We start from the raw sequence: 15,405 nt of genomic DNA, 5'->3' as shown, positions 1-15,405 counted from the left end.
CACAAATAGGGCGGTCGCGCGGCGGATGCAAGCCCATGCGCGCAGCTTACAGCGTCAGGCGCATGACCGCAAAGCCGTCGTCGTTCAGTCCCGCGCCTTGCAGCCGGTCGGGGTCCGGCAGGGGCCGGTTCAGCGCGGTCGGCGCGGTTTCGAACAGGACCGATGTGCCCGGCTGCGCCGTAAATCCCCAGTTCGGCCTTGCGGGAATACGCACGCGCCGCAGCTGGCGGACATAGCGGCGCAGCACGTCCCGCGTCAGCGCGTCACGGTCAAGGATGATCGTGTTGCGCGACACCAGCGGACTGAACAGGCCACAGCCGGCCAGGCGATACGAATTGGTCGCCAGCACGAAAATCTTGTCGTCTGGAATCGGCCGGGTCTGCCATGTCAGATCACGGATGCGGCTGGCCTGCGGATCGGCAAGGCGTCCGTCGGGGTGGAAGCGGGCGGCAGCCGACAGATCGATCCGCCAGCTGACCCCGTCGATGACATCGAAATTATAGGCGGGAAAATCCGGGTTCAACAGCGGCGCGTCGGTTGCGCCGTGATCGATGCGATTGAACATACTGGCCGAGCGTTCCAGCCAGCCGCGCAGTTGCGCCCCGCTCAGCCGGATCGCGGTGATGCGGTTCGGAAAGGAATAGAGATCGGCCAGGTGGCGCAGGCTGAGCATGCCCTCTGGCACATCGGTGTAATGCTGCGGTCCGCCGCGCCCCCCGGCCCGATAGGGCGCCGAGGCCGACAGGACAGGCAGGGCTGCGTCGGGTGTGCCCGCCAACCGCTGGCGAACGTGCCAGCGCTGCGCAAGGTTGACCAGCCGCAGGCCGCAATCATGCCCGATGACCGAGAAATGGCTGTTGAGGGGCTGTGCCGTGCGGCCGATGCGCGTGGACAGCTGGCGCAGGGTGGCCTTGTGGGCGGTCGCGACCTCTCGTGCGACCAGGACGGCGGTCGGGGTTGTGGGTGTCACCGATTCGGCGCGCACGGAAAACCGGTCGATGCTTAGACCGCCGTCAGCATCGACCGCAAAGCGCAGGTCTATGACCCCCAGATGGGATCCGCCGAACCCCGGCATGACCGCAGGTTTCCCCGCAAGCGTCCCACGGTCGGCGTCGATGCCGGGGCGATCGCGCCACCGGGGGCCGGGAAAGACCTCGTGGGTGTGCCCCGCGATCAGGACGTCGACCCCCGGCAGGGCGGCCAGCGCATGCGCCGCATGCTCCATACGGGGCAGGGGATCGGGCGTGCCGATGCCGCTATGGGCCAGCGCGACCACCAGATCGACGCCCTGGGCGCGCAACCGCGGCACCATCCGGCGGGCACAGTCCAGGATGTCGTCACTGCGCATGACGTTGCGCAGATCCTGGTCCCATTCCTCGGTCTGGGGGGGCAGAAAGCCGATCACCCCGATCCGCACCGGCACGCGCTGGCCGTGCGGATCGGTCAGATGACGCGTGATCACGCAGGTGGTGGCAAAGTCGGCGCCGCGCCGCACCGTCAGGTTCGCCGCCAGCATCGGAAAGCGCGCCTGTGCCACAGCCCGCCGCAGAAAGGGCAGCCCAAAGTTGAAATCGTGGTTTCCAAGCGCTGCCGCATCATAGCCAAGCGCATTCATTGCCGCGATGGCCGGATGGATGCTCCCAAAGGACCCGCTGCGCCGGGCGACCAGATCGCCCATCGGACCGCCCTGCAGAAAATCGCCGTTGTCCAACAGCACGCTGGCATGGGGTCCGTTCCGGCGGGCCTCGATCAACGATGCGGTGCGCGCCAATCCGATCCGGTCCGACGGGCGGTCGGCCAGATAGTCATAGGGCAGCAGGTGCATATGCAAGTCACTGGTGGCCAGAATGCGCAGGGTCATGCCATCCGGGGGCGGATCATCCGCAGCGGTGGCGGTCAGTTGCATCGTCTTCCTGTCAAACATGAGATCGCCCGACGCCGCGTTGCAGATGCCGTCATGTCCAGTCCGGGCAATGGCGACATACCGATTCAACAGGTACTGTATACAGGTCAGTTCGCACAACCAAAGATTGAATAAGGGGCGCTCTTTCAGAGCATTGTGGCACAAACTCCCACCGGTGCTGATGAGACGGGCGGATAAGGGTGGCGCGGGCTTTTCGGACGCGATCGGCCCGTAATGGTAATCCCCCGGTTGAACCTGCTGTGTTATCCGGATTATCTGATCCCCAAAGGGTCGGCGGTGTGGCCCGTCCCAGATGAGTCATTGGGTCGTTTCAAATGAAGTTTTCCACGCGGATCGACACTGACCTTCCGGCGGAACGCCTGTTCGAGGTGGTCGGAAATTTCGATGCGCTGGAACGGATGGTGATCGGTCGCGGTGCAACTGTGGCGCGCATCGATCCGTCCAACGAACCCGGAATCGGGCTGGGTTGGAACATCGGGTTTGATTGGCGGGGCAAGGCGCGACAGTTGCGGTTGGCCGTCACCCGATTCGACCGCCCCGAACAGATCACGATGGCCGGTCATTCCGACGCGCTGGATCTGTCGGTGATCGCGACTGTCGTGGCGCTGAGCCGGGTCAAGTCGCGCCTGCTCTTTGAGACCGACGTCAGGCCGCGCAACATGAAGGCCCGGCTGATGCTACAGACGGCCAAGCTGGGCAAGGCGCAGCTGGACCGCCGCTATCAACGCCGGATCGAGGATTTCGTGCAGCAGATGCGCAGTTTCGCGAACTAGGATGGATCAGTCCGCCAGCGCCGCCCGGCGTTGCGCCTCGCGCAGCGGATCGGCGGGATAGACCCCCAGAATGTCCAGGGTGGACGTGAAATAGCCCAGCTCGTCCAGCGCGCGGGCGACGTTCGCATCCTCGGGGTGGCCTTCGATGTCGGCATAGAACTGGGTTGCGGTGAACACCCCGTCGACCATGTAGCTTTCCAGCTTGGTCATGTTCACGCCGTTCGTAGCGAACCCGCCCATCGCCTTGTAGAGCGCCGCCGGAATGTTGCGCACCCGAAAGACAAAGCTGGTCAGCATCCGGTCCGACCGGCGGGTGTCGTCGCCAGTGCGCGACATAATCAGGAATCGGGTCGTGTTGTTCTGGCGGTCCTCGATCTGGTCGGCAAGGCGGTCCAGACCATAGATTTCTCCCGCCAGGGGGGCTGCCAGAGCCGCCAGCGACGGAATGCCGCGCGCCGCGACCTCCTTGGCCGAACCTGCAGTGTCGGCGCCGGTGATCGCGCGGATGTCGTTCCTGCGCAAAAAGCCGCGGCACTGGCCCAGCAGGACGGTGTGGCTCATCGCCTCGCGGACCTGGTCCAGCGTCGTGCCGGGCACTGCCAGCAGGCTGATATGGACGCGTACGAACGCCTCATCGATGATGCGCAGGCCGGATTCGGGCAGCAGGTGATGGATATCCGCAACCCGGCCATAGGTCGAATTTTCGACCGGCAGCATGGCCAGATCGGCGTCGCCTGCGCGCACGGCATCGATCACGTCCTCGAATGTGCGACAGGGCAGGGCCTCCATGCCGGGGCGCGCGCTTTGGCAGGCCTCATGGCTGTAGGCGCCCAGTTCTCCCTGAAAGGCGATGCGATTCGTGGTCATGGCCGGGCCCCCGCTATCCGAAATTTGAGCGTGCTGGGGTAACTATACCTTGATCCTTGAAAGCGAAAGCGGATACATACCGCTCGACCTGACGAGCTTACCAAGGCGGGACCGCACGCGATGTTCAATACGATGACCCTGACCAAGGCAGCCGGCGCCCTCATCGGCGCGCTGCTGTTCCTGATGCTGGCCAACTGGGCGGCCAGCGGCCTGTTCACCGTTGGACATGGCGGCGGTCATCACGGCGACGAGGAAATCGCGCAGGCCTATACGATCCCGGTCCCCGAAACCGTCCCCGCAGGCGAGGAAGAAGAGCCGTTGGACTTTGGCGCGCTGATGGCCTCGGCCGATGCGGCCGCGGGCGAACGCGAATGGGCGAAATGCCGGTCGTGCCATGCCCTGGACGGCAGCGACGGCGTCGGCCCGCACCTGAACGGCGTTGTGGGACGCGCGGTCGCCAGCATTGACGGCTTTGGCTACAGCAGCGCCATGACCGGGCACGCGGCCGAAAACCCCACCTGGGATCCCGACCACCTGCAAACGTTCCTGGAAAACCCGCGCGGCCTGGTGTCGGGCACTGCCATGAGCTTTGCCGGACTGCGCGATCCGCAGGCCCGTGCCAACCTGATCACCTATCTGCAGACCAATCCCTGACCGGTCCTGCCCGACCGTACGGCATGCCCAGAACCCCGGCCCCGCGCCGGGGTTTTTTCATGGCCCGCGTTCACGAAATCGCGGCTTGAAGCCCGGACCCCCTCTGGCCTAGCCTCTGTTCGGTCCAGACCGGGAGAGAATACATGCGCCATGCCGCACATCTTGCCACGCTGCTTCTTGGATTCGCGGTGGTCCCTGCGTGGGCGCAGGATGCGGCAGGTGATCCGACGGTCATCAGGACGCATGGCATCGCCACGTTCGGCGAACCCGCGCTGCCCGCCGATTTTCCGCACCTGCCCTATGTGAACCCCGACGCGCCCAAGGGCGGTGAGATGTCCCAGCACGGCATCGGCACCTTTGACAGCTATAACCCCTATACCTTTCGCGGGCGGGCGACGGCACCGTCGGTGATGATGCTGGAATCGCTGATGGAACCGGTGCTGGACGATCCCTATTCAATGTACTGCCTGCTGTGCGAGACGGTGGAATATCCCGAAAGCCGCGACTGGATCATCTTCAACCTGCGCCCCGAGGCGCGGTTCAGCGACGGCAGCCCCCTGACCGCGGACGACGTGCTGTTCACGTTCGAACTGCTGCGCGACAAGGGCTTTCCGTCCTACAGCGAGGCACTTCGGACCCGCGTCGCCAGTGCGACCGTGCTGGACACGCATCGCATCCGGTTCGATTTCATGCCCGACATCGAACGCCGCGACGTGCTGGGCCTGATGGGCAATCAGTCGATCTTTTCGCGGGCCGAGTTCGAGGCCACAGGCCGCGACATCCAGCAGACCAGCACCACGCCGTTCCTGGGGTCCGGCCCCTACATGTTCGACAGTGCCGATTTCGGGCGGTCGATCACCATGCGGCGCAACCCCGATTACTGGGGCAAGGATCTGCCGATCAATCAGGGGCGGCACAATTTCGACACGCTGAAGTTCGAATATTTCGGCGATTTCGATGCTGCGTTCGAGGCGTTCAAGGCCGGCATCTATACCTTTCGGGTCGAGCCGTCCGAACAGCTGTGGTCGACCGGATACGGCTTTCCGGCCGTCGCCGCCGGTGCCGTCATCAAGGAAGAGATCCCCGACGGCGTGATCGCGTCCGGCGATGCCTGGGTGTTCAACCTGCGGCGCGACAAGTTTCAGGACATTCGCGTGCGCGAGGCGATCGGGCTGATGTTCAATTTCGAATGGTCCAACCAAGCGCTGTTCTATGGCATGAACACCCGGCTGGACAGTTTCTGGGACAACAGCGAGCTGAAGGCCGAAGGCCCGCCCACGCCCCAGGAACTGGCCCTGCTGGAACCTGTCGCGGCCGACCTGCCGCCCGGCATCCTGACCGACGACCCGGTCACCACCCCCGTCAGCGGCGAACGCCAGCTGGATCGGGGCAACGCGCGCCGCGCCGCGGCCCTGCTGGACGAGGCGGGCTGGACGACCGGCACCGACGGCATCCGCCGCAACGCCGCCGGCCAGACGCTGCGGGTCGAGTTCCTGGATTTCAACCAAAGCTATGACCGCATCGTGAACCCCTATGTCGAGAACCTGCGCGCCATCGGCGTGGATGCGGTCCTGTCGCGGGTCGATCCGTCGGAACTGACCACCCGCACCCGCAGCCACGATTTCGACATCGTGCGCGACAGTCTGGGCAATGGATACGGCATCGGCGGCGGCACCGGACAGGTCTTTGGGTCCGAACACAGCGACGACGTGTTCAACCCGATGGGGCTGGCCAACCCCGCAATCGATCGCCTGATCGAGATCGGCAGCGCCGCATCGACGCTGGACGAGAGCGCCGTGGCGATTCGCGCGCTGGACCGTGCGCTGCGCAGCATGCGGTTCTGGATCCCGCAATGGTACAAACCGGTTCATACCGTCGCCTATTGGGACGTCTATGACCGGCCCGAAAGCCTGCCGCCCTATGGGTTGGGGGTGTCCGATTTCTGGTGGTACGATCAGGACCGCGCCGACGAACTGCGCGCGGCGGGCCAGTTGCGCTGAGACCGCGATGCGCTTGATTTCCCGGCGTGGATTGCCGACAAGCCCAGACAACGACAAGGCCCCACCAAGGGGCCTGCACCGAACGGGGAAGGGCATGCGCTGATGGGCGCCTATATCTTGCGGCGACTGCTGCTGATCATTCCGACCCTGATCGGGATCATGGTGGTGAACTTTACCCTGACGCAATTCGTCCCCGGCGGCCCGATCGAACAGATCGCGGCCCAGGTCCGGGGCGAGGGCGACGTGCTGGGCAACCTGGCCGGCGCCACCGCCGACAGCGCCGAACAGATGGGCGGCGATGCCGGGTACGAAGGCGCGCGCGGTCTGCCGCCCGAATTCATCGCCCAGCTGGAAAAGGAATTCGGTTTCGACAAACCCCCGGTCGAGCGGTTCTTTTCGATGCTGTGGAACTATATCCGGTTCGACTTCGGGACCAGCTGGTTCCGGTCGATCAGCGTTATGGACCTGGTCGTGGAAAAGATGCCGGTGTCGATCACGCTGGGGCTGTGGTCGACGCTGATCGCCTATGTGATCTCGATCCCGTTGGGCATCCGCAAGGCGATGCGCGACGGATCGCGGTTCGATACCTGGACGTCGGGCGTCATCATCATGGCCTATGCAGTGCCCGCCTTTCTGTTCGCGGTCATCCTGATGGTGCTGTTCGCGGGCGGCAGCTATTGGCAGATCTTTCCGCTGCGCGGCCTGACATCGGACAATTTCGCGGACCTGACGGTCTGGGGCAAGGTCAGGGACTATGCCTGGCACGCCGCCCTGCCGGTGATCGCGGCCACCATCAGCAGCTTTGCCACGCTGACCCTGCTGACCAAGAACAGCTTTCTGGACGAGATCAACAAACAGTACGTGATGACCGCCCGCGCCAAGGGCCTGACCGAACGGCGCGTGCTGTACGGCCACGTGTTCCGCAACGCGATGCTGATCGTGATCGCGGGCTTTCCGGCGATGTTCCTGGGCGTGTTCTTTGGGTCGTCGATCCTGATCGAGACGATCTTTTCGCTGGACGGGCTGGGGCGCCTGGGCTTTGAGGCCGCGGTCCAGCGCGATTATCCGGTGATCTTTGGCACGCTTTATGTCTTTGGCCTGATGAGCCTGGTGGTCGGCATCCTGTCGGACCTGATGTACGTCTTTGTCGATCCGCGCATCGATTTCGAGAAAAGGGCCGGCTGATGGCGATGTCGGAGCTGAACCGCCGTCGCTGGCGCAATTTCCGCCGGAACGGGCGCGCCTTTTGGTCGCTGGTGATTTTCACGATCCTGTTCGTGACCGCGATGTTTGCCGAGATCGTGGCCAACGACAAACCCATCGTCGTCCGCTATCAGGGCGAACTGTACTGGCCCGCGTATAATTTCTATCCTGAAACGGCGTTCGGCGGCGATTTCGGGACCGAGGCGATCTATCGCGACGAGGCTGTGCAATGCCTGATCGTGTCCGGCGGCCGCGAGGCATGCTGGGACGACCCCGAAGGGTTCATGCAGGCCATCCGGACCGGCGCCAGCGACGTCCCCGACGCGGAACAGGGCTGGATGATCTGGCCGCCGGTCCCCTATCATTATCGCACCATCAACAACGTGGGCACCGCGCCCTCTGCACCCGACAGCGCGCATCTGCTGGGCACGGACGACACCGCGCGCGATGTGCTGGCGCGGGTGATCTATGGGTTCCGGACGTCGATCCTGTTCACGCTGATCGTGACGGTGGTGGCATCCGTGATCGGCATCACGGCGGGCGCAATTCAGGGGTATTTCGGGGGCCGCACCGATCTGGTTTTCCAACGCGTGCTGGAGATCTGGGCATCGACGCCCAGCCTGTACGTCATCATCATCCTGTTCGCGATCCTGGGGCGCAGCTTCTGGCTGTTGGTGTTCGTGACCATCCTGTTCGGCTGGCCGGCGCTGGTGGGCGTGGTCCGGGCGGAATTCCTGCGGGCGCGCAATTTCGAATATGTCCGCGCGGCGCGTGCCCTGGGCGTCAGCGACCGCAAGATCATGTTCCGCCACATCCTGCCCAACGCGATGGTCGCCACGCTGACGATGATGCCCTTTGTCGTGACCGGCACGATCAGCGGTCTGGCCGCGTTGGATTACCTGGGTTACGGCCTGCCCGCCGGGTCGGCGTCCCTGGGCGAGATGGCACTGCAGGCGAAACAGAACCTGCAGGCGCCATGGCTGGCCTTCACGTCCTTTTTCACCTTTGCGATCATGCTGTCGCTGCTGGTGTTCATCTTCGAGGGCATCCGCGATGCCTTTGACCCCCGAAAGACCTTTCGATGAGCGATCAGCCCGTCCGTCCCGCCCCCGGCGCCCCCGCGGCGGTGGCCGAGAGCCATGGCGGCTCGATGCCCGGCGCATCGCAGGCGCAACCCGCGCCTGCGCCCTCCAGTGACGCGGTGCTGGCCGTGCGCGACCTGCGCATCGGGTTCCGGTCCGAGGGCGTGCTGACCGCCGCAGTCAAGGGCGTCAGCTTTCACATCAACCGCGGTGAAACGGTGGCCCTGGTCGGCGAATCCGGGTCGGGCAAGTCGATCACCGCCCTGTCGACCGTGCAGTTGCTGGGCGCGTCGGCCGAGGTGCAGGGCTCGGTTCAATACGCGGGCCGCGAGATGGTCGGCGCATCCGACCGCACCCTGCGGGAGATCCGGGGCAACGACATCAGTTTCATCTTTCAGGAGCCGATGACCTCGCTGAACCCGCTGCACACGCTGGAAAAGCAATTGTCGGAGAGCCTGGCGCTGCACCAGGGGCTGACGGGGGCCAAGGCGCGCGCGCGCATCATCGCGCTGTTGACCCGCGTGGGCATCCGCGACCCGGAAACCCGGCTGGCCGATTATCCCCACCAGCTGTCGGGCGGACAGCGTCAGCGGGTGATGATCGCGATGGCGCTGGCCAACGGTCCCGACCTGCTGATCGCGGACGAACCGACCACCGCGCTTGACGTGACGATCCAAGCCCAGATCCTGTCCCTGCTGGCCGAACTCAAGGCGGACGAGGGGCTGTCGATGCTGTTCATAAGCCACGACCTGGGCATCGTGCGGCGCATCGCCGACCGCGTCTGCGTGATGAAGGACGGAGAGATCGTCGAACAGGGCGCGGTCGAGGACATCTTTGCCCGCCCGCAGCACCCCTATACCCGGATGCTGCTGGGCGCCGAACCCACCGGTCAGGCCGATCCGGTCGCCCCCGACGCGCCGGTGCTGGTCGAGACGCGCGACCTCAAGGTCTGGTTTCCCGTCAAGCGCGGCCTGATGCGGCGGGTGACGGGTCACGTCAAGGCCGTCAATGGCGCGACCCTGTCGCTGCGCGCGGGCGAAACCCTGGGCGTCGTCGGCGAATCGGGATCGGGCAAGACCACGCTGGCGCTGGCGATCATGCGGCTGATCGAGAGCGACGGGCCGATCCTGTATCTGGGTCAGGACATCCAGACCTGGACCAGCGGCCAGTTGCGCCGCCTGCGCCGCGACATGCAGATCGTGTTCCAGGACCCCTATGGCAGCCTGTCGCCCCGCATGACGATCGAACAGATCATCACCGAGGGTCTGGGCGTGCACGGCGTGGAACCCGGCCGCGACCGCCGCGAGCTGGTCACCGGGATCATGGCCGAGGTCGGATTGAACCCCGACATGATGCACCGCTATCCCCACGAATTCAGCGGTGGCCAGCGCCAGCGCATCGCCATCGCCCGCGCGATGATCCTGCGCCCCAAGGTCGTGGTGCTGGACGAACCGACCAGCGCGCTGGACATGACGGTGCAGGTGCAGATCGTCGATCTGCTGCGCGACCTGCAACGGAAATACGGTCTGGCCTATTTGTTCATCAGCCACGACCTGCGCGTGGTGCGTGCGATGGCGCACAAGATCATGGTCATGCGCGCTGGAGAGGTCGTGGAACACGGCAGCGTCGCGCAGATATTCGATGCGCCCCGGCAGGATTACACCCGCGCCCTGCTGCACGCGGCATTTCCGACCCAAGAATGAAGATCCTGTTCGTCCACCAGAATTTTCCAGGCCAGTTCCCGCATCTGGCCCCGGCGCTGGCCGCGCGGGGGCATCAGGTGCTGGCCCTGACGGACGAAAACAATCAGCGTGCCAGCCCGATCAGGACCCTGCGCTACAAGGCGCCGGGACCGGTCCAGACCGACAGCGCTCTGGGCCGGACCTATGCCGAGCACGTGGAACGCGGGTTGCTGGCGGCGCGTGGCGCGCGCGCGTTGCGCGACCGGCACGGGTTTCATCCCGACATCATCATCGGCCATCCGGGCTGGGGAGAGACCCTGTTCCTCAAGGAGATCTGGCCGCACGCCCGCCTGCTGGTCTATGCCGAGCTGATGTACCGCACCCGCGGCCATGACGTGGGTTTCGACCCCGAGATCAGCCCCGACCGTGACGAGGTGCGCTTCATGACCGTCGCGCGGTCCGCGCATCTGGTCCAGGCGATGGTGCAGGCTGATGCCGCCATCGCGCCGACCCGCTATCAGTCCGACAGCTTTCCCCTCGAGCTGCGCGGCAAGATCACCGTCATCCATGACGGCATCGATACTGGCCGCGTGGCCCCGGACCCCGCGGCCCGCCTGACCCTGCCGGACGGCCCGACCCTGCGCGCGGGGGACGAGGTGCTGTCCTTTGTGTCCCGATCGCTGGAGCCCTATCGCGGGTTTCACGTGCTGATGCGGGCGCTGCCCGAGGTGCTGGCGGCCCGGCCCGATGCTCAGGTCGTTCTGGTCGGAGGAGAGGGCATCAGCTATGGTGCCAAGCCGCGCGATGCCAACAGCTGGAAGGACAAGCTGTTGGCAGAGGTCGGGGGCCGGCTGGACCTGTCGCGGGTGCATTTCCTGGGCCGCGTGCCCTATGCCGATTACCTGTCGCTGATGCAGGTCGCGCGGGTGCATTGCTATCTGACCTATCCCTTTGTGCTGTCATGGTCGCTGACCGAGGCGATGGCGGCGGGGGCCTATGTCGTGGCCTCTGACACCGACCCGGTGCGCGAACTGATCACCGACGGGGTGAACGGGCGGCTGGTGCCGTTCTTTGACGGGGCCGCGCTGTCGGCGGCGCTGATCCACGGGCTGGCCGGCGACCCCCAGGCCGATGCGATCCGCAAGGCCGCGCGGGCCACGATCCTGGGGGGCTATGATCTGGTGTCGCAATCGCTGCCGCGGCAGATTGCCTGGGTGGAAAGCCAGGGCGCGATGCGATAGACCCTTGGCCACGCTTGCCAAAAGGGCCGCATCATGACGCAGATCAGGCTGACCAACACCCGCACCCGCCGCAAGGAGGACTTTGTCCCCATCGATCCGGCCAATGTGCGTCTGTATCTGTGCGGGCCCACCGTCTATGACCGCGCGCATCTGGGAAACGCCCGGCCCGTGCTGGTGTTCGATCTGCTGGTGCGGCTGCTGCGGCACGAATATGGCGACGGGGCGGTCACCTATGTGCGCAACTTTACCGACGTGGACGACAAGATCAACGCCGAGGCGCAGCGCCGTCGCGCGGCCGGGTCGGACCTGTCGCTGGAGGCACTGATCGCCGAGCGGACCGAGGAGACGATCGGCTGGTATCACGCTGACATGGACGCGCTTGGGGCGCTGCGCCCCGACCACGAACCGCGCGCGACCGCCTTTGTCGGTCAGATGATCGCGATGACCGCCGACCTGATTGCCAAGGGCAACGCCTATGAGGCCGAGGGGCATGTGCTGTTCGACGTGCGGTCGTTCCCGGAATACGGCACGCTGTCGGGCCGGTCGGTCGACGACATGATCGCCGGCGCCCGGGTCGAGGTCGCGCCCTTCAAGCGCGATCCGATGGATTTCGTGCTGTGGAAGCCGTCGTCGGACGACCTGCCGGGCTGGGACAGTCCGTGGGGGCGGGGGCGGCCGGGCTGGCATATCGAATGTTCGGCCATGTCTGCGGCGCTGCTGGGCCCGCATTTCGACATCCACGGCGGCGGCATCGACCTGCAGTTCCCGCACCACGAGAACGAGATCGCGCAGAGCTGCTGCGCCCATCCCGGCGCGGGTTTCGCCAATGTCTGGCTGCACAACGAGATGCTGCAGGTCGAGGGCAAGAAGATGTCCAAGTCGCTTGGCAACTTCTTTACCGTCCGCGACCTGCTGGACCGCGGCGTGCCCGGAGAGGTGATCCGATTCGTGATGCTGTCCACCCATTACCGCAAGCCGATGGACTGGACCGAGGCAAAGGCGCAGGAGGCCGAAGCCGTGCTTCGGCGGTGGCATGGGCTTGTTGCGGGCATCGAACCCGCAACAAGCCCGGCACCCGCGCTGATCGAGGCGCTTGCCGATGATCTGAACGCTGCGGGTGCCATCGCGGTGTTGCACGACCTGGCGGGCCGGGGGGATGCGGCGACCTTGCTGACGTCTGCCCGGATGCTGGGGCTGCTGCTGCCGGGCATGGAGGATTGGGCACAGGCCGATGCCAGGGCGGCAGGCCAGATCGAGGCGCTGCTGGCGGCGCGGCTGGCGGCGCGCCAGGCCCGCGATTTCGCGCGTGCGGATGCGATCCGCGATGGGTTCGCGGCGGCGGGCGTCGAGGTTAAGGACACGGCCATGGGCCCGGAATGGTCGCTGGCCACAGGGTTCGATCCGGCGCGGCTGGCCGATCTGGCGCGGACGCACGGCACATGACCCTGGAGGCCTGCACCGAAACCCTGCGCCAGCATGACCCCGACCGGTTCGGCGCGGTGTTGGTGGCCGAGGCGGCGGACCGCCCGGCGCTGGTCACGCTGTATGCGCTGAACCTGGAGATCGCCCGCGCGCCGTTCCAGTCGGCCGAACCGATGCTGGCCGAGATGCGGCTGCAATGGTGGATCGACCGGCTGGACCAGATGGGGCAGGGCACCGCGCCGCCGCTGCATGACGTGCTGACGCCCCTGTGGGAGGCCTGGGGGCCTGAGGCAGGCGCGCTGTCGGCGCTGGGCGAGGCACGGCGCAGGGATTGCGAGCGCCAGCCGTTCGACGGACCGCAGGCGGTCGTGGCCTATGTCGATGCGACGGCGGGCGCGCTGATATGGGCCGCCGCGCGTCGCTGTGGCGCGCCCGAGGGGGCGCGAGAGACCGTGGCCCATCAGGCGCGCGGTGCCGGTCTGGCCGGTTGGCTGCGCGCGCTGCCGCAATTGCAGGCAGTCCGTCTGGGGCTGGAACCGGCCCGCCCCGAGGACGCGCAGGCGCTGGCCGAACGCGCGCGCGACGGGTTGCGCATGGCCGCGCGGATGCACCGCAAGCTGCCGCGCCGTGCGGCGGCGGCGCTGTATCCCGGCCCTCGCGTGCCGCGCCTGCTGTCCGAAATCATGGCGGGGCGCACGGACCCGTTCGAGGCCACCGCGGGGATCACGCCGTTTCAGCGGCGCGCCTCGCTTGCGCGGCTGGCGCTGACCGGGCATTGGTGGCGCTAGGCGGGCCAGAAACCGCTTTTCCTTGCGCGCGGCCTGTGACAGCAATTGCGAAAAGCCCGGCGGGGCGGACGAAAGGGGATCGCCATGGCAAAGGCCAAGTTCGACGACGAGGCTCGGGCCGGGTTGTCGCTGATCGCACCGCCGTTCCTGTATGCGTTGGTGATCCTGGCCGCGCCATTGCTGACCATCCTTGCCTACAGTTTCCTGACCGACGGGTATCTTGAGATCGTGCGTGATGTCACGCTGACGAACTATGCACAGGTGCTGACCGACCCGATCGTGCGCACCGTGATGCTGCGGTCGCTGGTGGTGGCGGCGGTGGTCACGCTGGCGACCGTTGTGACGGCCTTTCCGGTCGCCTATTACGTCAGTTTCTGCGTGCGGCCCGAAAAAAAGGCCATGTGGCTGTTCCTGATCACGATTCCCTTCTGGACCAGCTATCTGATCCGGGTGTTTCTGTGGAAGGTGATCCTGGGATATAACGGCGTCATCAATTCGTCCCTGACCGGGCTGGGCATCATCGACGAACCGCTGACCTTCATCCTGTACAACACCAATGCGATCGTGCTGACGCTGGCGCATGCCTATGCGCCCTTTGCGATCCTGCCGATCTTTGTGGCGCTGGAAAAGATCGACCGCTCTCTGCTGGAGGCGGGGCGCGATCTGGGCGAGAGCCGGCTGATGACCTTTTGGCGGGTCACGCTGCCGCTGGCGATGCCGGGCGTCATCGCGGCGGTGCTGATCGTGTTCATCCCGACCATCGGCGACTATGTCACCCCCGAGGTAATCGGCGGCGGCAAGATCCCGATGATCGCCAACCTGATCCAGGTCCAGATGCTGGCGCTGGACAACCGGCCCCTGGGGTCGGCGCTGGCGGTGACGGCGATGGCCATCGTGGCGGTGGTCAGCCTGGTGTTCCTGTTCCTCAACCGCCGTTTCCTCAAGGTGCGCCAATGAACCGACAGGGACGCGGCCTGCAGGCCTATGCCATCCTCTATCTGCTGTTTCTCTATGCGCCGATCATCCTGTTGCCGATGTTCGCGTTTAATTCGGGCACGATCATCGCCTTTCCGCTGCAGGGGGTGACGACCGACTGGTTCCGCCAGATGTGGGGCGACGCGACGCTGCGGCGTGCGCTGACCAATTCGCTGACGGTGGCGGTGGCGTCGTCTGTCCTTGCCACCTGTTTCGGCGTCTTTGCGGCGCGGGCCTCGACCCGGTTCACGTTTCCGGGCAAGGGCGGGATGATGGGCTTCATCATGCTGCCCATGGTTCTGCCCGAAATCATCGTGGCCATGTCGCTGTTGGTCGTGCTGCTGGGCATGGGGGTTCAGCTGTCGCTGATGACAGTCATCGCCGGGCACACGCTGATGTGCATGCCCTATGCCATCGCGGTGCTGACCACGGCATTTTCGTCACTGGACCGGAGCCTCGAGGAGGCAGCCTATGACCTGGGCGAAAGCAAATGGGGCGCGTTCCGGTTGGTCACGCTGCCGCTGGTCATGCCCGGCATCATCAGCGCGCTGTTGATCAGTTTCACCATCAGCCTGGACGAATTCATCCTGGCGTTCTTTCTGGCGGGGAACGAACCCACGCTGCCCACCTATATCTTCAGCCAGCTGCGCTTTCCGCGCGCCATTCCCGTCATCATGGCGTTGGGTACGGTGCTGGTGATCCTGTCGATCGTTCTGCTGGCGATCGGCGAATATTTCCGCCGCCGGGGCAATGCCCGCATCGGCGGCAAGCCCACCGGAGGGTTGATGTGACCG

13 protein-coding genes are annotated in these 15,405 nt (G+C 65.6%); 11 read left to right on the top strand and 2 right to left on the bottom strand.

The window, feature by feature from the left end; translation table 11 throughout:
- Nucleotides 1-46 precede the first annotated feature (46 nt).
- Nucleotides 47-1,906: a bifunctional 2',3'-cyclic-nucleotide 2'-phosphodiesterase/3'-nucleotidase gene (locus ACJJVR_RS08490; protein WP_405403780.1), complete on the bottom strand. Its 1,860-nt coding sequence runs from the start codon at nucleotides 1,904-1,906 to the stop codon at nucleotides 47-49.
- A gap of 332 nt (nucleotides 1,907-2,238) precedes the next feature.
- On the opposite strand from ACJJVR_RS08490, the gene ACJJVR_RS08485 reads away from it, so the two are divergent.
- Nucleotides 2,239-2,697 (top strand): hypothetical protein, encoded by a 459-nt coding sequence (locus ACJJVR_RS08485; protein ID WP_405403778.1) that lies wholly within the window; start codon nucleotides 2,239-2,241, stop codon nucleotides 2,695-2,697.
- Between the two features lie 6 nt (nucleotides 2,698-2,703).
- Here ACJJVR_RS08485 and ACJJVR_RS08480 read toward each other — a convergent pair whose 3' ends face one another.
- Nucleotides 2,704-3,564 (bottom strand): prephenate dehydratase, encoded by an 861-nt coding sequence (locus tag ACJJVR_RS08480; RefSeq protein WP_405403777.1) that lies wholly within the window; start codon nucleotides 3,562-3,564, stop codon nucleotides 2,704-2,706.
- A gap of 120 nt (nucleotides 3,565-3,684) precedes the next feature.
- Here ACJJVR_RS08480 and ACJJVR_RS08475 point away from each other — a divergent pair, with 120 nt between their 5' ends.
- The 10 genes from ACJJVR_RS08475 to ACJJVR_RS08430 all read left to right on the top strand — a co-directional run bounded on the left by ACJJVR_RS08475 (nucleotide 3,685) and on the right by ACJJVR_RS08430 (nucleotide 15,402).
- Nucleotides 3,685-4,218: a c-type cytochrome gene (locus ACJJVR_RS08475; RefSeq protein ID WP_405403776.1), complete on the top strand. Its 534-nt coding sequence runs from the start codon at nucleotides 3,685-3,687 to the stop codon at nucleotides 4,216-4,218.
- A 143-nt stretch (nucleotides 4,219-4,361) separates the two neighbouring features.
- Entirely contained in the window at nucleotides 4,362-6,218 is a 1,857-nt protein-coding gene (locus tag ACJJVR_RS08470; protein ID WP_405403774.1) for an extracellular solute-binding protein, read from the top strand.
- 102 nt (nucleotides 6,219-6,320) lie between these two features.
- Nucleotides 6,321-7,403 (top strand): microcin C ABC transporter permease YejB, encoded by a 1,083-nt coding sequence (locus tag ACJJVR_RS08465; RefSeq protein WP_405403772.1) that lies wholly within the window; start codon nucleotides 6,321-6,323, stop codon nucleotides 7,401-7,403.
- Entirely contained in the window at nucleotides 7,403-8,506 is a 1,104-nt protein-coding gene (locus ACJJVR_RS08460; RefSeq protein WP_405403771.1) for an ABC transporter permease, read from the top strand. The genes ACJJVR_RS08465 and ACJJVR_RS08460 overlap by 1 nt, the downstream gene beginning before the upstream one ends.
- A 65-nt stretch (nucleotides 8,507-8,571) precedes the next feature.
- Nucleotides 8,572-10,206: an ABC transporter ATP-binding protein gene (locus ACJJVR_RS08455; RefSeq protein WP_405404416.1), complete on the top strand. Its 1,635-nt coding sequence runs from the start codon at nucleotides 8,572-8,574 to the stop codon at nucleotides 10,204-10,206.
- Nucleotides 10,203-11,426 carry a glycosyltransferase gene (locus ACJJVR_RS08450; protein ID WP_405403769.1) on the top strand — a complete coding sequence of 408 codons (1,224 nt, stop codon included), beginning with the start codon at nucleotides 10,203-10,205 and terminating at the stop codon, nucleotides 11,424-11,426. Before ACJJVR_RS08455 ends, ACJJVR_RS08450 begins: the two co-directional genes overlap by 4 nt.
- 33 nt (nucleotides 11,427-11,459) lie before the next feature.
- Complete coding sequence (cysS, locus tag ACJJVR_RS08445; protein WP_405403766.1) at nucleotides 11,460-12,869, top strand: cysteine--tRNA ligase; 1,410 nt, start codon at nucleotides 11,460-11,462, stop codon at nucleotides 12,867-12,869.
- The gene (locus tag ACJJVR_RS08440; protein ID WP_405403764.1) at nucleotides 12,866-13,636 is read left to right on the top strand and encodes a squalene/phytoene synthase family protein; all 771 of its coding nucleotides are present in this window, start codon (nucleotides 12,866-12,868) and stop codon (nucleotides 13,634-13,636) included. Before cysS ends, ACJJVR_RS08440 begins: the two co-directional genes overlap by 4 nt.
- A gap of 84 nt (nucleotides 13,637-13,720) precedes the next feature.
- Complete coding sequence (locus ACJJVR_RS08435) at nucleotides 13,721-14,593, top strand: ABC transporter permease (protein ID WP_405403762.1); 873 nt, start codon at nucleotides 13,721-13,723, stop codon at nucleotides 14,591-14,593.
- A complete protein-coding gene (locus ACJJVR_RS08430; protein WP_405403760.1) occupies nucleotides 14,590-15,402 on the top strand; it encodes an ABC transporter permease in 813 nt (270 codons plus the stop codon). Before ACJJVR_RS08435 ends, ACJJVR_RS08430 begins: the two co-directional genes overlap by 4 nt.
- Nucleotides 15,403-15,405 lie beyond the last annotated feature (3 nt).

This window comes from Paracoccus sp. Ld10 (genome assembly GCF_045064235.1).
Lineage (GTDB): Bacteria > Pseudomonadota > Alphaproteobacteria > Rhodobacterales > Rhodobacteraceae > Paracoccus.
Note: the sequence above shows the minus strand (reverse complement) of the source record. Positions and strands in the feature narration are given on the sequence as shown.